The following is a 23,283-nucleotide window of genomic DNA, read 5'->3' as shown; positions in this document are numbered from 1 at the left end:
GCGCCGGTGGCTCGGCCCGCCTGGACGCGGCGGCGCCTACGCGCTCACCGGCCGTGACCATGTGGGTGTCGTGTCCGTCAGCCGGCACAGGGCGAGGTAGAGCGGTATGGGCGGGGTGTAGGGGACCGTGTTGTCGGGACGGTGGATGAGGTCGGGGACGGCCGGCGCGTCGGGAACGAACGCGCCGGTCGCGTACCGTGCGGGGGCGGGCCACTCCAGGGCGTAGTCGGAGTCGGACGGAACGATCCACCACCAGTGCGCCTCGTCGGCGTAGACACACCCCACGCGCGGCAGCCGAGGCAGCACCAGAGGGCCGAAGCGGGCGGGTACGGTCACGGCGTCGCAGCCCAGCGGAGCCGTCATGCCGTCCGGCACGGGCAGCCGCCGAAGCGTCCCGGAGAGCGCCCCGGGCGCGTCCAGCCCGCGCTGGAGGCGGACCAGGGTGTCCAGGCCGAGCGGTCGGATGCCGTACGCAGCCCTCATGGTCATTCGGTCCCCGTTCCGCGGCGCGCCTGGTGGTGACGTCCCTCCGCCTCGCCGCCGTCACCCGTGCCGCCGGCGGGGCCGGGCTTCGGGCGGGCGCCCCAGCCCAGGTCGTTGTGGGGCTCCGACGGATCGGGCGGCCCGTCGGCCTCGCGTGGCAGCTCGGCCCAGACCAGCAGTCCGGGGCCGTGTTCGTGGGCGCCCCAGGCGTCGCACAGGGCGTCGACGAGGAGCAGCCCCCTGCCGTGCTCGTCCTCGGGCTGCTGATCGGCCGAGGGGTGGGGCTGGCCGGGGGCGCAGCCCTCGTCGCGTACGGCTATGCGGACCAGGTCGGCGCCGTCGTGCAGCTCGCACACTATGTGTCTGCTCGCGGTGTGCACGATCGCGTTGGTCACCAGCTCGGAGACCACCAGGGCCGCGGTGTCACAGGTGTCCTCGCACACCGACCAGCCGTTCAGCCGGGCGCGCGTCAGGCGTCTGGCCTGCGCGGGAGAAGCGGGATGGGCGGCCAGCTCGAAACGGAACCGACGCTCGGCGGCGGCGGCCACCGAAGGGTCGGCTCGCATGGCGGCACCGAGGCCCAGGGGGCCGACGGCGGCGTCTGTTCCTAAGGGCGCGGACGGAATCACGCTTGCCACTATCGCCCCGCCGTGAACACTTGGCAAGAGCCACTCTGAAAAATGCAGAGTGCTGTGTGACGGCCTGGACGGCCGTGGCACACTGCTCGCAACAGCACGTCGAGCGGCGCCACTTCAGATCACCGAAGGCCCTGCACAGGCTTTCGAACGGGTCTTCGAATGGCGCCGCCGGGCTGTTCGCGCGAGGACGCGCAGGCAGGATTCGGGACTCTTCAGGAGGTGGGCGGTGAGCGAGCCGCGGTCCGCGCCGACGGTCGGACAGGTCGTCCTCGGCCGGCGCCTGCTGGACCTGCGGGAACGCGCAGGTCTCAAGCGCGAGGAAGCCGCCCGCATCCTGCGTGTCGCCCCCGCCACGGTCCGCCGGATGGAGATGGCCGAGGTCGCCCTCAAGATCCCGTACCTCCAGCTCCTGCTGAAGGCCTACGGCATCGGCGATGAGGAGGCCGACGCCTTCGTCCAGCTGGCCGAGGACGCCAACAAGCCCGGATGGTGGCAGCGCTTCCACGACATCCTGCCGGGCTGGTTCTCCATGTACGTCAGCCTGGAGGGCGCGGCCTCCCTGATCCGCTCCTACGAGCCCCACTTCGTCCCCGGAGTGCTGCAGACCGAGGACTACGCGCGCGGGGTGCTCCGCTCGGGAGCCATCGGGCAGACCCGGCCCGACGACATCGAGCGCCACGTCGATCTGCGCATGCAACGTCAGGAACTGCTCACCCGTCAGGACGCGCCCAGGCTGTGGGTCGTGATGGACGAGACCGCGCTGCGCCGCCCCGTCGGGGGCCCGCAGGTGATGCGTGCCCAGATCGACAGGCTGCTGGAGGCCACGAAGCTGCCCAACGTGACGCTGCAAGTCGCCCCGTTCTCCAACGGGCCGCACCCGGGCACGTACGGGCCCTTCGTGCTGTTCCGATTCGCCATGCCGGAACTGCCGGACATGGTCTACAGCGAGTACCTGACCGGCGCCGTCTACCTCGACGCGCGCACCGAGGTGGCGACCCATCTCGAGGTCATGGACCGCATGGCGGCGCAAGCCGCCACGGCACATCGCACGAAGGAGATCCTCCGGGATCTCCGCAAGGAGCTGTGAATGAACCGCACCAAACCCCAGCGCTCGCCGCGGACCCGCAGCGAGCGGATCCACAACGAGCGGATCTACAACGGCATGCCCGCCCGTGAGCTGGGCAGCGAGGGCTGGCACAAGCCGTGGAGCGGCGGAAACGGTGGCAACTGCCTGGAGGCGATGAAGCTCGCCGACGGCCGGATCGCGGTACGGCAGTCGACCGATCCCGACGGGCCGGCGCTGATCTACACCTCGGCCGAGATGACGGCCTTCATCGAGGGAGCGAAGGCGGGAGAGGCGGACTTCCTGCTGTCCTGAGACGTGCGCTCTGTTGTTGCTTGTTTCCTAAGCTGTTCGGCACTGAATTGATCACCCACCGTCGTCACCTGTAACCGCCACAGCTACCCCCTAACGGTCATCCGTAACCGCCACCTGTGGCCAGAGCCCATTCGCCGTCGCCCTTCGTCAGGACACCCCAGCACCTTGGAGCTCGTGACCGGGCAGCACCACGCCGAGATCGACATGAGCAGGCCGCACCCCGCGCGGATGTACGACTGGTACCTCGGTGGCAGGAACAACTACCCGGTCGACGAGGCGATGGGCCGGCAGATGCTCACCCTCGACCCGAGGGTGCCGGCAATGGCCCGGGTGAACCCCGACGTCCGGGATCCGGACGCCGTCCTGGACGGCGCCAGGAAGATCCTGGACTTCGACCGGGCCCGTCGCGCTGTCCCCGGTGGCGCTGCTGCACTTCGTCTCCGCCGAGGACGGCGCGCACGAACTGGTCGGCAGGCTGCCGGCGGTGCTGCCGCCCGGCAGTCACCTGGTGATGACCCACGCGACGGCCGACTTCAGGCCCGAGGAGTCGCGGGCGGCCACCGAGAAGCTCAGGGCCGCCGGAGTCACCCTGGCCCTGGGCTCACGCGAGGAGTTCGCCCGCTTCTTCGCCGGCCTCGACCTGGACGGGCCCGGCGTCGCCGTGCCCCCTCTGTGGCGTCCGGAACTCGGCGAGCCGGTCGCCGGGGCAGGAGGCCGGGTTCATTCCGGGGTACGGGGCAGTGGCCCGTGAACCGTGACCCGCAGGCTGCGCCCGACAGGCTGCGACCGGGCGGGCTGTGACCGTCAGGCTGTGACCCGCTGATCGTCCCGCGGTGGCTGTCCGCTCGCTCAGGTGAGGGCCAGTACGTACGCCACCGCCGCCGCGGCCGAGGCAGCCGTGCGGACGTGGTTCCACGCCGTCCACTCGCGTATGTAGGAGGGCCATCGGGCGGCCGCCTCCGCGGAGCCCGGCTCCAGCCGGAGCAGTGCGGAGTTGCGCGGCACATTGGCGGCCGCGGTCACCCCGAACGATCCGAAGAGGAACAGCGCACTGCCCAGCAGCAGCTCCACCGCGGCCCCGTCCGGCCGCACAACCAACGTCACCACAGCGATCACAGCGGCCAGCACCGCCGTGCCGAGGAACAGGAACATGAACGCGGGCCGCACCGCGGCCGTGTTGATCGCGTTCATCGCGGCGACTCCCTGCGCGGGCGGCAGCGCCGCGAGCCCTCGCATGACGAACGTCGAGAACGCGCAGAACGCGCCGGCCGTCAGACCCGTTCCGAGCACACCCAGCACCGTCAGCACGAAGAACGGTCCATCGATCATTTCCTGTCAGCTCCCCACGTCGAGTCGATGCCGCTCGGCACCGTCGGCCGTCGACCACCCCGAGTCAACCTGCGTACGGCCACGGTGACCATGGCCGATCGACGCGAGCGCATACGCCGGCGTCCAGGCGGGCGGGGCCGGCGACTGACGCATCATGGGCAGGTGCGACTGGAAGCGATCACTTGGGACAGGCTCGGCGACCTGCTCGCCGAGCGCCTGCTCGACCTCGAGCCCGCCGACGGCAGCGCCTGGCCGCGCGTCGCCTTCGACGGCGCCCCGGCAGCCCGCCCCGGGGACCTCGCCGACCGGGTCTCCGAGGCGCTGCGCATCCGCGGCCGGCCCTCCCTCGTCGTCGGGACACAGGGCTTCCTGCGCCCCGCTTCGCTCCGCCTCGAGTACGGGCACCAGGATGTCGAGTCCTACTACAACGGCTGGCACGACACCGGCGCTCTGTGGCGCGAGGTCTTCGACCCCCTCGGGCCCGGTGGCGACGGGCGCGTTCTCCCCGACCTGTGGGACCCGGTCACCGACCGGGCCACCCGCAGCTCCTACGTCCGCCTCCCACCCGGCGGCGCACTGCTGCTGCACGGTCCCTTCCTGCTGCGCCACTGGTTCCCCCTCGATCTGAGCATCCACCTCGTCCTCGGCCCCGGCGCACTGCGCCGCCGCACTCCCGAGGCCGAGCACTGGACCCTGCCCGCCTTCGAGCGCTACGAGGAGGAGACTGATCCCTCCGGCACCGCCGACGTCCTGGTGCGTGCCGACGATCCACGGCATCCCGCGTGGAACGGCTGACGCGCCCGGTGGAGGCCGGGCGGCCTGTAGGTCTACGACCTCGCCCACCCGTACACGTCCGTGGAGATCAGCGGCACCACCGCGGACACCCCGAGAAGGGCGACAGGGTCCGCGTGGACGTCCCTGTCGTGCCACGGGAGGCCGTGGGCTTCTCGACCTGAGCGGCCCGGGCCGTCGTCAGAGCCAGCCGTTGCGCCGGAAGCCCCGGTGCAGCGCCAGGCAGGAGACGGCTATCACGCCTATGACCAGGCCGTAGCCGTACCGCCAGCGCAGTTCCGGCATGTGGTCGAAGTTCATGCCGTACATCCCGCAGACCATCGTGGGCACGGCGACGATCGCCGCCCAGGCGGTGATCTTGCGCATGTCCTCGTTCTGCGCGACCGTCACGCGGGCGAGGTGTGCCTGGAGAATGGAGTTGAGCAGCTCGTCGAATGCCGCGAGTTGCTCAGTGGCACGCAGCAGATGGTCGGCGACGTCGCGGAAGTAGGCCTGTATCTCCGGCTCGATCACCCGGGCCGGGCGTGTGGCCAGTTCCTCAAGCGGCCGGCCGAGCGGCACAACGGCCCGTTTGAGTTCGAGGAGTTCGCGCTTGAGCTGGTAGATCCGCCCAGGATCGACCCGCGCGCCGTGCTCTGCGAACACCTCCGTCTCGACATGGTCGATGTCCGCCTGGACCGCCTCGATGACGCTCAGGAAGTCGTCCACCACGTGGTCCGCGATCGCGTGCAGCACAGCCGACGGCCCCTTGGCGAGCTGGGCGGGATCCGACTCCAGTCCTTCCCTCAGTGGTCCCAGCGAGCCGTGCCGGCCGTGGCGCACGGTGATCACGAAGTCCTGGCCGACGAACACCATGATCTCGCCGGTGCTCACCACCTCGCTCGTGGCCGTGAGTTCCTCGTGCTCCACGTAGCAGACTGTCTTGAAGACGGCGAAGAGCGTCTCGCCGTACCGCTCCACCTTCGGACGCTGGTGAGCCTCGATCGCGTCCTCGACCGCCAGCGGATGCAGGTCGAAGAGCTCCGCGACGCCCGCGAACTCCTGGTCCGTCGGCTCGTGCAGGCCGAGCCAGACGAAGCCGGTTCCCCGCCCCCGCATCCGCTTCACCGCGTCGACCGGATCGCCGCCCTCCGGAGTGCGGACACCGTCCCGGTAGGTCACGCAGTTCACCACCGAGGAACCCAGCGGGGAGCGGGCGGGATGGCTCAGGTCCACGCGCGGGCGCCGCCGGGCCAGCCTCGCCACCTTGCGGAGACCGCCGGCCCTCCCCAGGCCGCCCGTGACCTTCCGTAGATTTCCTGCCATCGTCATCCGTGTCTCCCCGTGTGGGTCCCCTCACGCCGTGCTTCTCGCGCCAGTCTGCCAGGCCTGCGGGATCGGTGGATCAGCCTGTGGGAATAAAGCGTTCCGCTTTGTTCCCCCCTGTGGACAGGGCTCTTGGACCGGAGCGGACACGGACCGGACTCGAATCCGGACCTGGGCTGGACGCGGAAGCGGACCGTGGCGCAGGCGCGGACCCGGCCGGTCGGCTGCGTGGGGTCCTCGTGCCGGAGCGGCCTGAACGCCGGAGCGTCGACCTCTTCGGGCAAGCCGGACAACTGGGATGATCGGCGCATGACGCGAACCGACGGATACCTCCTCGACAACGGGCAGGCCGAGGCGGCGGAGCGCTTCGACGCCTTCGCCACTGTCTTCGATCCCACGACGTTCCGGCACCTCCAGGCGCTCGGTGTCGGCCCCGGCTGGCGCTGCTGGGAGGTTGGGGCCGGCGGCATCTCCGTGGTGTCCTGGCTGGCCAAGACGGTGGGCCGGACCGGCAAGGTCCTCGCGACCGACATCGACACCTCATGGGTCGCTCCGGTCGGCCGGCCTCCGGTCGAAGTCCGCGTGCACGACGTGGGTGCGGAGGAAGCGCCGGGGAAGGGCTTCGACCTGGTGCACGCCCGGCTGGTGCTCGTTCATGTCCCGGACCGGGAAAGGGCGTTGCGGTCGATGGTCCAGGCCCTGCGCCCGGGAGGACGCCTCCTGGTCGAGGACGCCGATCCCGCGCTGCAACCCCTGGTCTGTCCCGACGAGCACGGCCCCGAGCAACAGCTGGCGAACCGGCTGCGGCACGGCTTCCGCCAACTGCTGGCTCACCGCGGTGCCGACCTCTCCTACGGCCGTCGGCTCCCGCGTCTCCTGCGGGAGGCAGGGCTGCGCCGCGTGGAGGCCGACGCCTACTTCCCGGTCACCTCACCCGCGTGCGCCGCCCTGGAGTCCGCGACGGTCCGTCAGGTCCGCGACCAGCTGGTTGACGCCGGGGTGGCCACACGCGAGGACATCGACCGCCACCTCGCGAACGTCGCGTCCGGCGACATGGACCTCGCGACGGCTCCGATGATCTCGGCGTGGGGGCGCAAGGCGTAGGGAGCGGGGTTCCGGTCGAGCCGGTCGAGCCGGCGTCTGCCCTTGCGTGGCGTGCTGCGGGCCGCGGCGAGGCGCTGAGGATCCACGCAGCGGCACGGCCCTCAGCGCTGCGGATCGGTCGGCCGGTGCCCCTGGGCGTCGGCATTCCGAGCCCGCCGCCCTCGCCAGGTGGCCTCCGCCGGTGAGAAGCGGGCGGCACGCACCGGCGTCGTCGCGCACCGGCGTCATCCCGCACTGCCGTCATCCCGCACCGAGCCGCCCGCGTCCTGCCACCACTGCCACGGCACTCCCCCTGACGCACCGCCCTCGCCTGCGTCGCCCTCTCACCCGTACCGGCCGACCTGCTGTCAGTCCGTTGCCCGTGGAGGTCTCCCACCCACCCGCTCGACCGCCCTCGCCCCCGCCCGGCACCCCGCGGTCGCCGCCTGCTCGGCCCCCGCGCCCGCGAGCAGCGACGCGAGGAACACGCCGGTGAACGCGTCACCGGCGCCCGTACTGTCCCGCGGCGACGCCGGGGCGGCGGGGACACGCGCGCACACGGCGCCGGACCGGGCCACCACGGCCCCCTCCGCGCCCTGCTTGGCGACCACCAGCGGGACGTGCCGGCTCAGCTCGGCCGCCGCGTCCGCCGGATCGGGCAGCCCGGTGAGCAGGCACGCCTCGTCACGGCTGGGCAGCAGGACGTCCACTCCCGCGACCAGGTCCAGGAAACGCTCGACGCCCAGCCCGGCGAGGAACCCCGCCGACGCCGGGTCCAGGCTGACCGGCACCCCCCGCGCGCGTGCCGCCGCCAGGGCGACCGGCACCAGAGCGCGGCTCGGCTCCGAGAACAGGAGGTAACCCGACAGGTGCAGCCACGCGACGCCGTCCAGCAGCCTGTCCGACCAGTCGCCGGTCCCGAGCCGCAGCGACGCCCCACCGTCCGTCAGCAACGTCCGCTCGGCCGAGTCGCCCGTGTCGACCAGGCAGACCACTGTCCCCGTCGGCGCCTCCGCGTCGACGACCAGGAGAGGACGCACACCACGGGCCACCAGCTCCCCCTCGTGCCAGACCGCCGCGTCGGCGCCGACCCGTCCCAGCAGCCGCACGTCACCGCACCCTCCGTACGCGGCCCAGCAGGCCACGTTGGCACCCGCCCCACCGGGCAGCCGGCGGATCGAGGCCGCAGTGTCCGTCCCGGCGGCCAGCGGCCCCCGGTGCCGGGCGACGACGTCCGTGATGACGTCCCCGACGACCAGCAGCGCGCCGCCCGGCCCCGCGGTCACGCCCCGGTCCAGGCCGCCGCGACGCGGGCCGCCAGCCGGACGTTCCCGCGCACCGCCGCAAGGTTGGCGCGCAGCGAGGCGCCGTCGGTGTGCCGTACCAGGTGGTCGAGCAGGAACGGTGTGACCGCCTGGCCCGTGACCCCCTCCTCCTCGCACGCCTTCAGCGCGTCGGCGAGCACCCGCGCGTGCAGCGCGGGATCCAGCTGCTCCTCCTCGGGAACGGGGTTGGCGACCACGAGCGTGGACCTCGGCCCACCGAGCGTGTCCTGCGCCCGCATCACCGCAGCCACCTGCTGAGGGGTGTCCAGCGTCCAGTCCACCGGATGCCCGGAGTCGGACAGGTAGAAGCCGGGGAAGCGGTCCGTACCGTAACCGGCCACCGCGACGCCCAGGGTCTCCAGCCGCTGCAGGGTCGCCGGCACGTCCAGGATGGACTTCACGCCCGCGCAGACGACCGTGATCCGGGTGCGTGCCAGCAGGCCGAGGTCGGCCGACTCGTCCTGCGTCACCGTCCACTCCCGGTGCACGCCGCCGAGCCCACCGGTCGCGAACACCCGTACGCCTGCCTGGGCCGCCAGCAGGGCGGTCGCCGACACGGTGGTCGCCCCGCTCGCGCCGGCGGCCACCGCGAGCGGCAGGTCGCGGTGGCCCAGCTTGCGGATGCCGTCGTCGTTCGCGACCCGCTCCAGCTGCTCCTCGTCCAGGCCGACGTAGGGCTGTCCGTCCAGCACGGCGATGGTCGCCGGTACGGCGCCCTCTCGCCGTACCGCCTCTTCCAGCTCCCGCGCCACCAGCAGATTGCGCGGGCGCGGCAGCCCGTGCGCGATGATCGTCGACTCCAGCGCCACCACGGGATGACGCGCCTCGATCGCCGCCCGTACCTCTTCCGACATCATCAGCATCACGCGTCTGCCTCCTGTCCGGCGGTTCTCCCTCATCCCTGGCGGGCGGGACACCGGGCCAAACCCTCGTGGAGCCACGGCCGGCCTCTTGCGGTTCTTGGGGGAGGCCACGAGGCTGGCAGCCATGACGGACAACACGACACGTCTCGACCATGTCGTCCTCTGGGTGCGCGACCCGGTCGCCGCGGCCGACTTCTACGAGAAGACCCTGGGGCTGGAGCCCCTGAGGGTGGCGGAGTACGCCGCGGGGACCGTGAGCTTTCCCTCCGTGCGCCTCAATGACGAAACCATCCTCGACCTGGCGCCGCGCTCGCTGGCGGAACGCATGCGAGTGGTCCCGGGCGCCGACAGGAGCGCGGGCCACCCCGTCAACCACATCTGCCTGTCCCTGCCACCGCACGACTTCGAGGCACTGCGGACCCGCCTGGAGGAACAGTCCATTCCGGTCTCGGAACTGTCGTACGACTCCTACGGCGCCCGCGGCCTGGCCCGGCGCAGCTTCTATTTCGGCGACCCCGACGGCAACATCGTCGAGGCACGGCACTACGCGTAACCCCTCCCGGCACCACCCGGCCGGCCGGGCGTCAGAACAGTGGCTCGGGCAGCACGCCCTCCAGGGCGAGCAGCTGCCGCTTGGTGTCCACGCCGCCACCGAACCCGCCGATGCCGCCGCCGCTCTCGACGACCCGGTGGCACGGCACGACGACCGGCAGCGGGTTGGCCCCCATGGCCATGCCCACCGCCTGAGCGGCGCCCGGCTGGCCGACCCGGCCGGCGAGGTCGCCGTAGCCGACGACCGAGCCATAGGGAACGCCCGAGGCCAGCTCGCGCAGCACCTGGCGGTTGAAGCCTGAGATCAGCGACCAGTCCAACGGCAGGTCGAAGTCACGCCGCCTGCCCGCGAAGTAGGCCTCCACCTGCCCTATGGCCTCGGTCAGCAGCGGGGAGCCGGGTGCCTCGACGGGCTCCGTGCCCAGCCGGGCCGCGAGTCTCTCGAGTGCCCGGTCACGCGCGGCGTCGGTGGCGTGGAACACCACGTTGACCAGACCGTCGCGGGTGGCGGCCAGCAGCAGCGGACCGATGCCGGTGCCGATGACGGTCCACACGACCCGCTGTTCGTACTGTCCATGGCTGTCCATGCGCCCACGGTACGGGCAGCCACTGACAACGCCCGGGACGGGACAGCGGAGAACGCCTCCGTTCGCTGCCCCCGGCAGGACGGGGTCACCGGTCCGCCGGGTCCTCGCCCACGGCGTCCCGCACCACGTCGGGCTTGTTGGTGATGATGCCGTCGACGTCGTACCCGGCGACCCGTCGGGCGGTGTCGACGTCGTCGACCGTCCAGGTGAAGACCTCCAGCTGCCTGCCGTGCGCTCCCGTGAAGGCGTGGACCGAGGAGACGTAGCCCGTGGAGAGGGAGCCGTGCGACGGGTTGATCTGGTCGGTGAACTCGGCGTACGCGGGGAGGTCCGACACGGGCGGCGTGCCGAGGAACCCGGTCTTGACGGCCGGCTTCAGTTCATGGACGGTCCGGATGCTGTCCGCGCTGAAACTCTGCACGACCAGCCGGCCGGCCACATGCCGCCGGTCGAGCCAGCCCTCGTTCGCGAGTACCTTGAGGGTCTGCTGCTCGATGCCCGGGTACAGCTGGGGGTTCTTCAGCTCCAGCAGCAGCTTCTGGTGATTGTGCTCCACGCGGTCCACGTACTGCTTCAGTGTCGGCACGCGCGCGCCCGCGTACCGGGACCCGAACCAGCTCCCCGCGTCCAGCCGCGCGATCTCCGCGGCGGTGAAGTCCTTCACCTTCCAGGGCGACCGGTCGGGGAAGACCTCCTCCACATTCGTCGTACGGCTCAGGCTGTCGTCATGGAGGACGACGAGTTCGCCGTCCCGGGTGCGCTGGACGTCGTTCTCCACCCAGCGGATGCCCAGCTCAGCCGCCTTGTCGACGGCGACCAGCGTGTTCTCCGGCGCATACCCGGAAGCGCCCCTGTGGGCGACGACCGAGGGCCCGTCGTCACTCTGGGCGGCCCGGGCATGCGAAAGCGGAGCGAGCAGGGCGACTCCCAGAAGCGCGGTGGTCGTGACGGCTACTGTGCGCACGTGCATGCGTACTCCTCGCGTCGAGCGATCACGGACAGCACCACTGTGGCATCAGAGAGTCAATGGGAGAGGGGCGCAGAATGGCCACGGACTGAACGGAGTTGCTCAACTCCACTCACCGGGGCCGCACAAGTGGGGCAAACCCGTGATTCTTTGCCGGAGAATCGTTCGACCATTCCGGTGGGAGGCATACTCTCTGCCTCGACCCTGACCGTTGACGCGGTCCCGGGAGGGGGGCGCAGATCACGGAGATTCCGGCACACGACCGGGGCGCGAGAAGGCGGAAGGGCAGCCGCACATGCAAAGCACGGTCGAGGGATTCAACTACGGGCTCGTCACACCGCTGGTGGCTTACCTCATGGCCTGTCTCGGCGGTGCCCTCGGTCTGCGCTGCACCACCAGGTCCATGCGGGCCCCCCGGGCCTGGCGCCCCGGATGGCTCGCCCTCGGCTCGGCGGCGATCGGCTCCGGCATCTGGACCATGCACTTCGTCGCGATGATGGGCTTCACGGTCGAACACACGCCGATCCGCTACGACTGGCTGATGACCTTCGCCAGCCTGGCCGTCGCCATCGTGATGGTGGGCATCGGGATCTTCATCGTCGGCTACCGGGGCGCGCGGGGAACGGCCCTGTTCACCGGCGGCACCATCACCGGCCTGGGCGTCGCCTCGATGCACTACCTGGGCATGGCCGGGATGCGCCTGGACGGGCAGCTGACGTACAACACGTTCACCGTGGCCGTCTCCGTCGTGATAGCCATGGCCGCCGCCACCGCCGCCCTGTGGGCGGCCGGACAGGTCCGCGGTTTCCTGTGGAGCGTGGGCGCCAGCCTGATCATGGGACTGGCCGTCACCGGCATGCACTACACGGGCATGGCCGCCCTCGAGGTCCATCTCCACGGCACGACCGACCCCTCCAGCGGAGGCTCGCCCGCCGAACTGCTCGCCCCCATGCTGATCGGCCCCCTCGCCTTCCTCCTCCTCGCCGGGGTCGTCGTCGTGGTCGATCCGCTGATGGTCATGGGAGAGCCCGCCGCGACCCCCGCGCAGCGAAAGCCGGGCGTCCCCGCCCACACCCGGGCCCCGCACACGGCCCGCCGGCCGGCCCACCACCCCGAGCACCCCACGCGCCGCCCCCTCGTCCACCGGCGCTCCCGCACCCCGCAGAACCGCTGATCCGGACCCGTTGTCAGTGCGGGGTCGTACGGTGGAACCCATGCGGCCCGTTTCCCAGATCGAACGCACGGTGGCGCCCTTCGAGGTCGTCAGCCCCTACCAGCCGAACGGCGACCAGCCGGCGGCCATCGCCGAGCTCGCCCGGCGTGTCGAAGCAGGCGAGAAGGACGTCGTCCTCCTCGGCGCGACCGGCACCGGCAAGTCCGCCACCACCGCGTGGATGATCGAGAAGCTCCAGCGCCCCACCCTCGTGATGGCGCCGAACAAGACACTGGCCGCCCAGCTGGCGAACGAATTCCGCGAGCTCCTGCCGAACAACGCCGTCGAGTACTTCGTCTCGTACTACGACTACTACCAGCCCGAGGCCTACGTCCCGCAGTCGGACACCTACATCGAGAAGGACTCCTCGATCAACGAGGAGGTGGAGCGCCTGCGCCACTCCGCGACCAACTCACTGCTCACCCGCCGTGACGTCGTCGTGGTCGCCTCCGTCTCCTGCATCTACGGCCTCGGCACCCCGCAGGAGTACGTGGACCGCATGGTCCCGCTCCGGGTCGGCGAGGAACACGACCGGGACGAGCTGCTGCGCCGCTTCGTCGACATCCAGTACACGCGCAACGACATGGCCTTCGCCCGCGGCACCTTCCGGGTGCGCGGCGACACCATCGAGATCTTCCCGGTCTACGAGGAGCTCGCGGTCCGCATCGAGATGTTCGGTGACGAGATCGAGGCCCTGTCCACCCTCCACCCGGTCACCGGCGAGATCATCAGCGACGACCAGCAGCTGTACGTCTTCCCGGCCTCCCACTACGTCGCGGGCCCCGAGCGCCTGGAGCGGGCCGTGGGCGACATCGAGAAGGAGCTGGCGGAGCGTCTGACCGAGCTGGAGAAGCAGGGCAAGCTCCTGGAGGCCCAGCGACTGCGGATGCGTACGACGTACGACCTGGAGATGCTCCGCCAGATCGGCTCCTGCTCCGGCGTCGAGAACTACTCCATGCACTTCGACGGCCGCCTGCCCGGTTCCCCGCCGAACACTCTGCTGGACTACTTCCCGGACGACTTCCTGCTCGTCATCGACGAGTCGCACGTCACCGTGCCTCAGATCGGCGCCATGTACGAGGGCGACGCGTCCCGCAAGCGGACCCTGGTCGACCACGGATTCCGGCTGCCCTCCGCGCTGGACAACCGCCCGCTGAAGTGGGAGGAGTTCCAGGGACGCATCGGGCAGACCGTGTACCTGTCGGCGACCCCGGGCACCTACGAGCTCTCCCGCTCGGACGGCGCCGTCGAGCAGATCATCCGCCCCACCGGCCTCGTCGACCCGGAGGTCGTCGTCAAGCCCACCGAGGGCCAGATCGACGACCTGGTGCACGAGATCCGCAAGCGGACCGAGAAGGACGAACGCGTCCTGGTCACCACGCTCACCAAGAAGATGGCCGAGGACCTCACCGACTACTTCCTGGAGCTCGGCATCCAGGTGCGTTACCTGCACAGCGACGTCGACACCCTGCGCCGCGTCGAACTGCTCCGGGAGCTGCGGGCCGGCGAGTACGACGTCCTGGTCGGCATCAACCTGCTCCGAGAAGGCCTCGACCTCCCGGAGGTGTCCCTGGTGGCCATCCTCGACGCCGACAAGGAGGGCTTCCTGCGCTCAGGCACCTCCCTGATCCAGACCATCGGCCGCGCGGCGCGCAACGTCTCGGGCCAGGTCCACATGTACGCCGACAAGATCACGCCGGCGATGGAGAAGGCCATCGACGAGACCAACCGCCGCCGCGAGAAGCAGGTCGCGTTCAACAAGGCGAACGGCATCGACCCGCAGCCGCTCCGCAAGAAGATCAACGACATCGTCGCGCAGATCGCCCGCGAGGACGTCGACACCGACCAGCTGCTCGGCTCGGGCTACCGCCAGTCGAAGGACGGCAAGGGCGCCAAGGCCCTCGTGCCCTCCTTGGGAGGCCAGGCGACGGGTGGTGCCAAGGCGGCCAAGGGCAGGGCGAAGGAGACGGCGGTGACCGACCGCCCGGCGACCGAACTCGCCGCACAGATCGAGGAGCTCACCACTCGTATGCGGGCGGCCGCCGCGGACCTTCAGTTCGAGATCGCCGCCCGGCTGCGCGACGAGGTCTCCGAGATGAAGAAGGAACTGCGCCAGATGAAGGAGGCCGGCCTGGCCTGACGGCCCGCCCCGGGCACGCGCTGTGTTGCAAGACCGACACAAAGTGCGGGCTCGGGTGGGGCACTGTCAGTGCCCCTGCGTAGGGTTCTGGTCAACCGCGGGGACCGCGGCAACAGGGGACCGCTCGAGAGGGGATCAGCGCGTGACCGTCAACATGACCAAAGGTCAGGCCATCAGTCTGCAGAAGAACGACGGCGGCAGCCTGACGTCGGTGCGCATGGGTCTCGGCTGGCAGGCGGCTCCCCGGCGCGGCCTGTTCGGCTCGCGCACCCGGGAGGTCGACCTGGACGCCTCCGCCGTCCTGTTCGCGGACAAGCAGCCGGTCGACGTCGTCTTCTTCCGCCACCTGGTGAGCGACGACGGCTCGGTGCGTCACACCGGGGACAACCTCGTCGGCGGTGTCGGTCAGGGCGGCGACGACGAAGCCATCCTCGTCGACCTGCAGCGCCTCCCGGTCCACATCGACCAGATCGTCTTCACCGTGAACTCGTTCACGGGGCAGACCTTCCAAGAGGTGCAGAACGCGTTCTGCCGGCTGGTCGACGAGACCAACGGCCAGGAGCTCGCCCGCTACACGCTGGCGGGCGGTGGCGCCTACACGGCCCAGATCATGGCGAAGGTCCACCGGGCGGGCCAGGGCTGGGCGATGACCGCCATCGGCTCCCCGGCCAACGGCCGCACCTTCCAGGACCTGATGCCGGCGATCCTGCCGGTCCTGTAGCAGGCCGACAGGGAGCCGGCCGGTCCCGTGAGCGGGACGGGCGGGCGCCGCACGGCACATCACGAGTGACGCACGAGTGACACAGGGGGAAAGGCGATGACGGCCGAGCTGACGCGGGGACAGAACCACCCGCTTCCCCGGGCCCGTCTCGAGATCCGGGTCTCGGCCGGCACACCGATCGTGGCCGGAGCCACGCTCGGCGACGAGAACGGCAAAGTACACGGCGTCGAATGGGTGGCCCACCCGGGCTCACCCACCCTGCCGGGTCTGGAGGTCTCCCGTCAGGCAGCCGCCGACCATCGTCTCGCGGTGGACCTGGAAGCCGTGCCGGACGCCGTGCACCGCGTCAGTGTGCTGCTCGCCCTGCCCGCCGGCGGGACGGGGCCGGCCCGTTTCGGGGCCGTCGCGGCTCCCTTCGTCGCCGTCACGGGTCTCGACGGCGGCGAGGTCGCCAGCTACACCATCACCGGCCTGGAGGCCGAGTCCGCCGTCGTCGCCCTGGAGCTCTACCGGCGCCAGGACGCCTGGAAGGTGCGCGCCGTCGGCCAGGGCTATGCGGGAGGCCTCGCCGAGCTCCTCACCGACCAGAACCTGCCCCAGGCCCACGAGCTCGCCGGGAAGATCCAGGAGGCGATGGCCGGCGGCCTGGCCCGTTCGGTGCCGGCGCCGCCGGCTCCTGGGGCCCGGACGGCCGACGGCAACCGCTCACGGCAGGCCGCCGCCCCGGCGCACGGCCCGGACCACGGCGCCACCGCATCCCAGGGCACCACCGCATCCCAAGGCACCGGCCCCGTGCCCCCGGCGTCCCCGGTGTCCCCGTGCGACTCCCAGCCCGGCCCGCAGGCGCCCGGCGTCCCCGGACAGCACGGCACGCAGCAGCCGCACCGGGAGGGACCGGGGGACTCCGGCAGCGGCCCGATCGACTACAGCCACCCGCGCCGGCAGAACGCCGCTCCGCCTCCGCCCCCACCGGTCGCGCCCCCGGCCACACCCGGACAGCCCGCCCGGCCTGTCGCGGGCGATGCCACCGGCTGGTCCATGGAGGAGCGGCTCTACAACCAGGTGTGGGGCATGTTCGAGGACCTGGCGCGCACCACGGCCGCGTACCGAAGCGCCGTCGACTTCGCCGACTCACGCATGGAGAAGGAACTCGACCAGGCCCTGTCCGACCCGCGCAGCCGGATCGGCGGTCAGGGCGACGCCGCCCGGGAGGCGGCGCGTGCCCGGCACGCCCAGCTCGTCTCCCAGGCCCAGGAGGTCCTGGACCGGGACGTCGCTCAGCTCGCCGCCGAGGCGGAAGTGGTCGAACCCGCCCTGCCGGCGGCCTACGCGCGGTGGGACAACCCCGTCTGGCACGCCTACCGCGTTCCCATGGAGATACCCATGGCCCTGCGGCTGGGCGATCTCCATCTGCCCGAGTCGCCCCGCATCAGCATCCCGTTGCTGGCCCGGCTGCCGCTGGAGCGCGGCCTGTGGATCGACAGTGGCCGTTCCACCTCGCTCGACGGCTCGTTCACCGACTCCCACGAGGTGCGGCGGCTGGGCCTGGACGCCGCGGTCGCGCACGCGGCCAGGCTGCTCGCCGTTCATCCGGCGGGCGAGTTCACCGTGCACGTCATCGACCCGGCCGGATCGGGGGCGCAGGCACTGGCACCACTGGTGCACAGCGGTGTGCTCGCGGCCCCGCCCGCGCTGGGGGCCGCCGGGACGGCGGACGTACTCGCACGCCTCACCCAGCGCGTCGACCTGGTGCAGATGGCGTTGCGCGCGGGCGCTCCCGACGCGCTCCCGCCCGGTCTCGACACGTCCCAGCAGCTCTTGATCGTCAACGACTTCCCACACGGCTTCGACGACCGGGCGGTGAACCAGCTGCGCTATCTGGCCGACGAGGGGCCGACCGTGGGCGTCCACCTGATGATGGTCGCCGACCGTGAGGAGTCCGCCGGGTACGGGCCGCTGCTCGACCCCCTGTGGCGCTCGCTGCTCCGGCTGACGCCGGTGGCCGACGACCACCTCGCCGACCCCTGGGTCGGGCATGCCTGGACGTACGAGCCCTCGCTCGTGCCCCCCGGCAGCCAGGTGCTGCAGCAGGTGCTCGCCCAGGTCGCCGCGGCCCGCCGTCCGAGGGAGCGCTGACCGCCCCCGAGCTGGGCTTTTGAGCTTAATTTGCGAATCTCTTTACCATCCCTTGGGGAATGGGGTACTGTCGTCCGTACGGAGGGGAGTACTCCCTGTCTGTGCGGCGTACCCGTCAATACGGATCAGGCCAGATCCCGGGGCGTCGGCCCGTGGGCTCCGAACGCGTCACGCGTCCCGGACCCGGGTGGAAGAGACCTCCGGCAGCGACGACGCTGACATCTGCCGTGTGACGTACTGCCGGAGGCGTAGTAGTGGAAGTTTCTGTGACCCTGTGGGTCCTGACCGTCGTGGGCCTCGCTGCCCTGATCGGGGCCGATTTCTTCATCGGCCGCAAGCCGCACGACGTATCGATCAAGGAAGCCGGGATCTGGACGGCCGTCTGGATCGCCCTGGCGGGCCTCTTCGGAATAGGCCTGCTCGTCTTCGGTGGCGGCCAGCCCGCCGGCGAGTTCTTCGCGGGCTACATCACCGAGAAGTCCCTCAGCGTGGACAACCTCTTCGTCTTCATCCTGATCATGGCGAAGTTCGCGGTGCCCTCGCAGTACCAGCAGCGAGTGCTCCTCATCGGTGTCCTCGTAGCCCTGGTCCTCAGGACCATCTTCATCGCGGCGGGTGCCGCGATCATCGCCAACTTCTCCTGGGTCTTCTACATCTTCGGTGCCTTCCTCATCTACACCGCCTGGAAGCTCATCCAGGAGGCGCGGGCAGACGAAGAGGACGAGGAGTTCGAGGAGAACAAGCTGCTCAAGGCGGCCGAGCGCCGCTTCGGCGTCGCCGACCGATACCACGGCACCAAGCTGTGGATCGAGGAGAACGGCAAGCGCATCATGACCCCGATGCTGGTCGTGATGCTCGCGATCGGCACCACCGACGTGCTCTTCGCACTCGACTCCATCCCGGCGATCTTCGGCCTGACCCAGGACCCGTACATCGTGTTCACGGCCAACGCGTTCGCCCTGATGGGTCTGCGGCAGCTGTACTTCCTCCTCGGCGGCCTGCTGAGGAAGCTGGTGCACCTCTCCTACGGCCTGTCGGTCATCCTGGGCTTCATCGGCGTCAAGCTGGTGCTGCACGCCCTGCACGAGTCCGGTGTCCACGTCCCCGAGATCAGCATCCCGGTCTCGCTCGGTGTGATCTGCTCCGTCCTGATCGTCACCACGATCACCAGCCTCCGCGCCTCCAAGAAGCAGGCCGAGGCGGAAGCGCTCGCCACCAAGGGCGACGACGCTCCGAAGGACAGCATCGAGGCCTGACCACGCACGACCCCGAGTCGGACGTGGGAGACCACCACCGGGAGCGGCGAGGCGGCGAAGAGCCGCCCGCCGCTCCCGGCGTACGCCGTGGGGAAGGACCCTGAGCCTGCCCCGAGTGCGCGGTGGCCGGTCGCACCCGTTCCCCGGTCCGCGTGACAGGGAATGCGGCGTCCGCCGCCCCCTGCGACGATCACCGCATGGTCACTCGTCCCAGGGCGCTCCTCACACAGTGGACGACCGTCACGCCCGTGGCCGCGGTCGTGCTGCTGGCCTTCACCTGGGGACGCGACCTGCCCGGCGCGGTCGTCGCACTGCTGACGGTCGTCCTCGCGTCGGCCGTACTGGCCGCAGTGCACCACGCCGAGGTGGTCGCCCACCGGGTCGGGGAGCCCTTCGGTTCCCTGGTCCTCGCCGTTGCCGTCACGGTCATCGAGGTCGCGCTCATCGTGACCCTCATGGCGGACGGCGGCGACAAGAGCGCGACCCTGGCCAGGGACACGGTCTTCGCGGCCGTGATGATCACCTGCAACGGCGTGTTCGGTCTCAGCCTCCTGGTCGCCTCCCTGCGGCACGGCACCGCGGTGTTCAACCCGGAGGGCACCGGCGCCGCCCTCGCGACGGTCGCGACCCTGGCCACGCTCAGTCTGGTGCTGCCGACGTTCACCACCAGCGCGCCCGGCCCGGAGTTCTCCACCGTCCAGCTGACGTTCGCCGCCCTCTCCTCGCTGGTCCTCTACGGCCTGTTCATCGCGACCCTCACGGTGCGGCACCGCGACTACTTCCTCCCGATCACCCGCCAGGGCGACGTGATCACCGTCGAGGACCACGCCAACGCACCGTCCGCCCGCACCGCCCTGCTGAGCCTGGGGCTGCTGGCCCTGGCCCTGATCGGCGTGGTCGGCCTGGCGAAGGGGGTGTCGCCCACCATCGAGGACGGAGTGGCGGGGGCCGGACTGCCCCACGCCGTCGTCGGCGTCGTCATCGCCCTGCTGGTACTGCTCCCCGAGACGATCGCCGCCCTGCGCACCGCGCGCCGCGACCGCGTGCAGACCAGCCTGAACCTCGCGCTCGGCTCGGCGATGGCCAGCATCGGTCTGACCATTCCGGCGGTCGCCCTGGCCTCCGTATGGCTTTCCGGACCGCTGGTCCTCGGTCTGGGCTCCACCCACATGGTGCTGCTCGCCCTGACCGTGGTGGTGGCCTCGCTGACGGTGGTGCCCGGCCGCGCCACGCCTCTGCAGGGAGGCGTCCACCTGGTGCTGTTCGCGGCCTACCTGGAACTCGCCGTCAACCCGTAGACGGGGGCGGGACGTCAGTACGTGACGGTGATGCGCCGGGCGGGCCCGTCGACCCGTACGGTGCCCCCGTACGGGATGACGACCTGCGGATCGGTGTGGCCGAAGTCCACGTCGAAGACGATCGTGGCCTCGGGAGCGTAGGCCCGCATCACCCGCAGTACCGCCTCACGCTGCTCCGCCGCGTACCGGGCGCTCTCCTCGGGGCTGTTGGGGCGCTCGAAGGTCCAGGTCTTCGGGCGGGCCATCAGCAGCGCGGAGAAGCGGCGGAGCAGGCCGCGCTCGCCCATGTTGCGCAGGGTGCGGAAGACCTCCTGCGCGCTCGGCATCTCCTCCGAGGTCTCCAGGATCAGCACGCCGCCGTCGTACTCCGCCGGGTCCCGCGCGATCTCGCGGTCGGCCATCAGCAGCCAGCCGAGGATCTCCAGGCAGCCGCCCCACGTGCGCCCCTCGGTCACCCGGTCGGCGTTCACCCAGGACCAGCCCGAACCGGGCCGGGACCCGGGTTCCTCGTCGAAGGTCGCAGGGTCGGCCCAGTCGCGGTCGACGTCGTTCCAGCGCTCGGCGGGCCGCAGCTCGTACGGGCCCGAGGTGAACAGCGCCGCGCGCACGGAGTCGGCGGTCTGCGGGTGCATGGCGCCGGGACGCCCCAGCTCGACCATGACGCTCGTGCCGTGGTAGCCGACGATTCCAGTGTTGCGCAGGTAGGCGAGCAGGTTCGTGTTGTCACTCATGCCGAAGAACGGCTTCGGGTTGGCTCGTATCAGCTCCCGGTCCAGCAACGGCAGCACGGTGATCTGGTCGTCGCCGCCGATCGACGCGATCACGGCCTTGATCCCGGGGTCGGCGAAGGCCGCGTGGATGTCGGCGGCCCGTTCACCGGGCGTGGAGCCCATCTTCCGGCTGGCCGGATACTCGACCGGCTCCAGGCCGTACTCCTTGCGCAGCCGCTCCAGGCCCAACTCGTAGGGGAGCGGGAAGAGTCCCGGCAGCCCCGAGGCGGGGGAGATCACCGCGACACGGTCGCCCGGCGACGGCTTGGGCGGGTACACGATCGTCGTCATGGGCGGAGGGTACGGCCGGCCGGGTTGTCGGCGCACCGTGATAAACCGGGGTCCGAGCGGCGGTCACGCAAGGGCCGCCGCACCCCGAACGGACCGGAGGAACCGTGCCCCGCACCCTGGCCAACGCCCCGATCATGATCCTCAACGGCCCCAACCTGAACCTGCTGGGTCAGCGCCAGCCGGAGATCTACGGCTCCGACACGCTCGCCGACGTCGAGGCCCTCTGCGTGAAGGCGGCGGCGGCGCACGGCGGCACCGTGGACTTCCGGCAGTCCAACCACGAGGGCGAACTGGTCGACTGGATCCACGAAGCCCGGCTGAAGCACTGCGGGATCGTGATCAATCCCGCCGCCTACTCGCACACCTCCGTCGCCGTCCTGGACGCGCTCAACACCTGCGACGGGCTGCCGGTGGTGGAGGTCCACATCTCCAACATCCACCAGCGCGAGCCGTTCCGGCACCACTCCTACGTGTCGCAGCGCGCCGACGGAGTCATCGCCGGGTGCGGTGTGCAGGGGTACGTGTTCGGTGTGGAGCGGATCGCGGCACTGGCCGGGGAGGGGCGGGCCCAGGCCTGAGGGGCCTGAGTTCCGGGGCCGCCGGCCGGGAGCGCGCACTGCCCACCGGTGCGCGGGCGCGTGCGGAGGTCGTGTCGCACGGGCGCGTGCGGAGACGCGGGCGACGTGCGCCCGCCGCGCGCGCCCGTCATTCACCAGCCGCGTGCGCGCCACTCCGGCAGGTGCGGCCGTTCCGCGCCGAGCGTGGTGTCGTTGCCGTGCCCCGGGTAGACCCACGTCTCGTCCGGGAGAGCATCGAAGACCTTCGTCTCCACGTCGTGCATCAGGCTCGCGAACGCCTCCGGGTCGTCGTGTGTGTTGCCCACACCGCCCGGGAAAAGGCAGTCCCCGGTGAACACATGAGGATGCCCGTGCGGGTCGTCGTACACCAGGACGATGGAGCCCGGCGTGTGCCCGGCCAGGTGGCGCGCGGTGAGCTCCACCTGGCCCACCCGGATCGTGTCGCCGTCGTCGACCGGGACGTCGGTCGGCACGGGGATGCCCTCCGCGTCGTACCGGCCCGCGTAGGTACGGGCACCGGTGGCCGCGACGACGTCGGCGAGTGCCTGCCAGTGGTCGCCGTGCCGGTGGGTGGTGACGACGGACGCGATGCCGCCGTCACCGATCGTGCCGAGCAGCGAGTGAGCTTCGTTCGCGGCGTCGATCAGCAGCTGCTCGTCGGTGGCCCGGCAGCGCAGCAGGTAGGCGTTGTTGTCCATCGGGCCGACCGCGACCTTGGTGATCATCAGGTCCTTGAGCTCGTGCACGTCGGCGGGGCCGCCGACCCGCACCTCTCCGCTGTAGGTCATGACGGCCAGCCTAGCGCCGGGAGGCGGCCCGCAGGCCGCCGTCCACGTGCTACAGCGGGGGCAGCGACGGCAGCGGGCCGCCCTCCACCGTCAGCGCGGACCCCTCGCGGCGCCCGGCGAGCCAGCCGAGCAGGCCGGCCGGGGAACCGGTGACGGTCACCTCGGGGTGGCTCGCCTCCCGGCCCGTGCTCCACGCGCGCGTGCCGTCGGTGAGCCGGGTGGACGGTACGTCCGGGTGCCCGGCGAAGCGGGCGGCGAGGAAGCCGGTCTCCCGCTCGGTGAACTCCGCCGGAAGGTCCTCCAGCTCGTATCCGATGCCCAGGTCCACGTGGTGCAGCTCCACCTCGGCCCACCGTCGGAACGGCAGCCGGAAGGCCGAGTCGGTGACCCCGCCCCGTAGCTCCACGGTGCGCGACCAGTCCGCGGTCGCGGCCGAGGCGTCCTGGAACCGGGCCGCGCTCTCGCGCACGTCGGCGAGCTGGGAGTCGAGGGGGCGCGGGGCGTCCCGCTCGATGTCGGCGTCCCGGACCTCGCCGGAGACGTACATGGGGCGTCCTTCGAGGACGTTCACGAGGGCGTCCGCGTTGCGGGCGAGGTGGGCGAGGACGTGGCCGCGGGTCCAGCCCGGAAGCCGTGACGACTCCGTCACGGACGCGTTGTCCAGTTTCCCGACCGCGGTGAGCAGCCGCTCGGTAGCGTCACGTACAGACGCCAGGTCATGCGCGTGATCAATCATGGTGCTGACCCTAGACCGCGTCACACCTTCGAGTGAAGGCGGCGGACGACACCC

General features: G+C 71.1%; 23 protein-coding genes and 1 pseudogene. 13 read left to right on the top strand and 11 right to left on the bottom strand.

Features of this window, described 5'->3' with window-relative positions; genetic code table 11:
• Positions 1-36 precede the first annotated feature (36 nt).
• Positions 37-489: a hypothetical protein gene (locus ACH4F2_RS16425; RefSeq protein WP_398133385.1), complete on the bottom strand. Its 453-nt coding sequence runs from the start codon at positions 487-489 to the stop codon at positions 37-39.
• Positions 486-1,121: an ATP-binding protein gene (locus ACH4F2_RS16420; RefSeq protein WP_398133384.1), complete on the bottom strand. Its 636-nt coding sequence runs from the start codon at positions 1,119-1,121 to the stop codon at positions 486-488. Before ACH4F2_RS16420 ends, ACH4F2_RS16425 begins: the two co-directional genes overlap by 4 nt.
• A 226-nt stretch (positions 1,122-1,347) precedes the next feature.
• Between ACH4F2_RS16420 and ACH4F2_RS16415 the strand changes: the two genes are divergently transcribed.
• The 3 genes and pseudogenes from ACH4F2_RS16415 to ACH4F2_RS16405 all read left to right on the top strand — a co-directional run bounded on the left by ACH4F2_RS16415 (position 1,348) and on the right by ACH4F2_RS16405 (position 3,257).
• Entirely contained in the window at positions 1,348-2,208 is an 861-nt protein-coding gene (locus ACH4F2_RS16415; RefSeq protein ID WP_398133383.1) for a helix-turn-helix transcriptional regulator, read from the top strand.
• Positions 2,209-2,499 carry a DUF397 domain-containing protein gene (locus tag ACH4F2_RS16410; protein WP_398133382.1) on the top strand — a complete coding sequence of 97 codons (291 nt, stop codon included), beginning with the start codon at positions 2,209-2,211 and terminating at the stop codon, positions 2,497-2,499. It begins immediately after the preceding gene.
• Between the two features lie 174 nt (positions 2,500-2,673).
• A pseudogene (locus tag ACH4F2_RS16405) lies at positions 2,674-3,257 on the top strand (SAM-dependent methyltransferase).
• Between the two features lie 91 nt (positions 3,258-3,348).
• On the opposite strand, the gene ACH4F2_RS16400 reads toward ACH4F2_RS16405, so the two are convergent.
• Positions 3,349-3,828, bottom strand: coding sequence for a DUF1772 domain-containing protein (locus ACH4F2_RS16400; protein WP_398133381.1), 480 nt, complete (start codon positions 3,826-3,828; stop codon positions 3,349-3,351).
• Between the two features lie 162 nt (positions 3,829-3,990).
• Between ACH4F2_RS16400 and ACH4F2_RS16395 the strand changes: the two genes are divergently transcribed.
• The gene (locus ACH4F2_RS16395) at positions 3,991-4,623 is read left to right on the top strand and encodes a uridine kinase (protein WP_398133380.1); all 633 of its coding nucleotides are present in this window, start codon (positions 3,991-3,993) and stop codon (positions 4,621-4,623) included.
• Between the two features lie 177 nt (positions 4,624-4,800).
• Here the strand turns inward: ACH4F2_RS16395 and ACH4F2_RS16390 are convergent, their stop codons facing one another.
• Positions 4,801-5,931: a magnesium and cobalt transport protein CorA gene (locus ACH4F2_RS16390; protein ID WP_398133379.1), complete on the bottom strand. Its 1,131-nt coding sequence runs from the start codon at positions 5,929-5,931 to the stop codon at positions 4,801-4,803.
• A 303-nt stretch (positions 5,932-6,234) separates the two neighbouring features.
• On the opposite strand from ACH4F2_RS16390, the gene ACH4F2_RS16385 reads away from it, so the two are divergent.
• Positions 6,235-7,029 (top strand): class I SAM-dependent methyltransferase, encoded by a 795-nt coding sequence (locus ACH4F2_RS16385; protein ID WP_398133378.1) that lies wholly within the window; start codon positions 6,235-6,237, stop codon positions 7,027-7,029.
• A gap of 347 nt (positions 7,030-7,376) precedes the next feature.
• Here ACH4F2_RS16385 and ACH4F2_RS16380 read toward each other — a convergent pair whose 3' ends face one another.
• Positions 7,377-8,294: a carbohydrate kinase family protein gene (locus tag ACH4F2_RS16380; RefSeq protein WP_398133377.1), complete on the bottom strand. Its 918-nt coding sequence runs from the start codon at positions 8,292-8,294 to the stop codon at positions 7,377-7,379.
• The gene (locus ACH4F2_RS16375; protein ID WP_398133376.1) at positions 8,291-9,196 is read right to left on the bottom strand and encodes a pseudouridine-5'-phosphate glycosidase; all 906 of its coding nucleotides are present in this window, start codon (positions 9,194-9,196) and stop codon (positions 8,291-8,293) included. The genes ACH4F2_RS16380 and ACH4F2_RS16375 overlap by 4 nt, the downstream gene beginning before the upstream one ends.
• Before the next feature lie 124 nt (positions 9,197-9,320).
• On the opposite strand from ACH4F2_RS16375, the gene ACH4F2_RS16370 reads away from it, so the two are divergent.
• Positions 9,321-9,749, top strand: a complete 429-nt coding sequence (locus ACH4F2_RS16370) for a VOC family protein (protein ID WP_398133375.1) — start codon at positions 9,321-9,323, stop codon at positions 9,747-9,749.
• 31 nt (positions 9,750-9,780) lie between these two features.
• Here the strand turns inward: ACH4F2_RS16370 and ACH4F2_RS16365 are convergent, their stop codons facing one another.
• Together ACH4F2_RS16365 and ACH4F2_RS16360 are read right to left on the bottom strand one after the other, a co-directional pair.
• Positions 9,781-10,335, bottom strand: coding sequence for a methylated-DNA--[protein]-cysteine S-methyltransferase (locus ACH4F2_RS16365; RefSeq protein ID WP_398133374.1), 555 nt, complete (start codon positions 10,333-10,335; stop codon positions 9,781-9,783).
• Positions 10,336-10,420: 85 nt separating this feature from the next.
• Positions 10,421-11,305 carry a glycerophosphodiester phosphodiesterase gene (locus ACH4F2_RS16360; protein ID WP_398133373.1) on the bottom strand — a complete coding sequence of 295 codons (885 nt, stop codon included), beginning with the start codon at positions 11,303-11,305 and terminating at the stop codon, positions 10,421-10,423.
• A 292-nt stretch (positions 11,306-11,597) separates the two neighbouring features.
• Here ACH4F2_RS16360 and ACH4F2_RS16355 point away from each other — a divergent pair, with 292 nt between their 5' ends.
• The 6 genes from ACH4F2_RS16355 to ACH4F2_RS16330 all read left to right on the top strand — a co-directional run bounded on the left by ACH4F2_RS16355 (position 11,598) and on the right by ACH4F2_RS16330 (position 20,066).
• Complete coding sequence (locus ACH4F2_RS16355) at positions 11,598-12,476, top strand: MHYT domain-containing protein (RefSeq protein ID WP_398133372.1); 879 nt, start codon at positions 11,598-11,600, stop codon at positions 12,474-12,476.
• 40 nt (positions 12,477-12,516) lie between these two features.
• Positions 12,517-14,655 (top strand): excinuclease ABC subunit UvrB, encoded by a 2,139-nt coding sequence (gene uvrB / locus ACH4F2_RS16350; protein WP_398133371.1) that lies wholly within the window; start codon positions 12,517-12,519, stop codon positions 14,653-14,655.
• A gap of 142 nt (positions 14,656-14,797) precedes the next feature.
• Positions 14,798-15,376: a TerD family protein gene (locus ACH4F2_RS16345; protein ID WP_398133370.1), complete on the top strand. Its 579-nt coding sequence runs from the start codon at positions 14,798-14,800 to the stop codon at positions 15,374-15,376.
• 96 nt (positions 15,377-15,472) lie between these two features.
• Positions 15,473-17,512: a TerD family protein gene (locus ACH4F2_RS16340; protein WP_398133369.1), complete on the top strand. Its 2,040-nt coding sequence runs from the start codon at positions 15,473-15,475 to the stop codon at positions 17,510-17,512.
• Positions 17,513-17,766: 254 nt separating this feature from the next.
• Positions 17,767-18,768, top strand: coding sequence for a TerC family protein (locus ACH4F2_RS16335; RefSeq protein WP_398133368.1), 1,002 nt, complete (start codon positions 17,767-17,769; stop codon positions 18,766-18,768).
• 197 nt (positions 18,769-18,965) lie between these two features.
• A complete protein-coding gene (locus ACH4F2_RS16330; protein WP_398133367.1) occupies positions 18,966-20,066 on the top strand; it encodes a calcium:proton antiporter in 1,101 nt (366 codons plus the stop codon).
• 14 nt (positions 20,067-20,080) lie between these two features.
• On the opposite strand, the gene ACH4F2_RS16325 is transcribed toward ACH4F2_RS16330, so the two are convergent.
• Positions 20,081-21,127 carry a S66 peptidase family protein gene (locus ACH4F2_RS16325; RefSeq protein ID WP_398133366.1) on the bottom strand — a complete coding sequence of 349 codons (1,047 nt, stop codon included), beginning with the start codon at positions 21,125-21,127 and terminating at the stop codon, positions 20,081-20,083.
• Positions 21,128-21,231: 104 nt separating this feature from the next.
• On the opposite strand from ACH4F2_RS16325, the gene aroQ reads away from it, so the two are divergent.
• Positions 21,232-21,705, top strand: coding sequence for a type II 3-dehydroquinate dehydratase (gene aroQ / locus ACH4F2_RS16320; RefSeq protein ID WP_398133365.1), 474 nt, complete (start codon positions 21,232-21,234; stop codon positions 21,703-21,705).
• Positions 21,706-21,836: 131 nt separating this feature from the next.
• Here aroQ and ACH4F2_RS16315 read toward each other — a convergent pair whose 3' ends face one another.
• On the bottom strand, positions 21,837-22,493 hold the full coding sequence (locus tag ACH4F2_RS16315; RefSeq protein WP_398133364.1) for an MBL fold metallo-hydrolase: 657 nt from the start codon (positions 22,491-22,493) through the stop codon (positions 21,837-21,839).
• A 49-nt stretch (positions 22,494-22,542) separates the two neighbouring features.
• Complete coding sequence (locus ACH4F2_RS16310) at positions 22,543-23,229, bottom strand: maleylpyruvate isomerase family mycothiol-dependent enzyme (protein ID WP_398133363.1); 687 nt, start codon at positions 23,227-23,229, stop codon at positions 22,543-22,545.
• Positions 23,230-23,283: the final 54 nt, after the last annotated feature.

It is taken from the genome of Streptomyces sp. NPDC017890 (genome assembly GCF_044328675.1).
In the GTDB taxonomy this organism is placed as follows: Bacteria; Actinomycetota; Actinomycetes; order Streptomycetales; family Streptomycetaceae; genus Streptomyces.
Note: the sequence above shows the minus strand (reverse complement) of the source record. Positions and strands in the feature narration are given on the sequence as shown.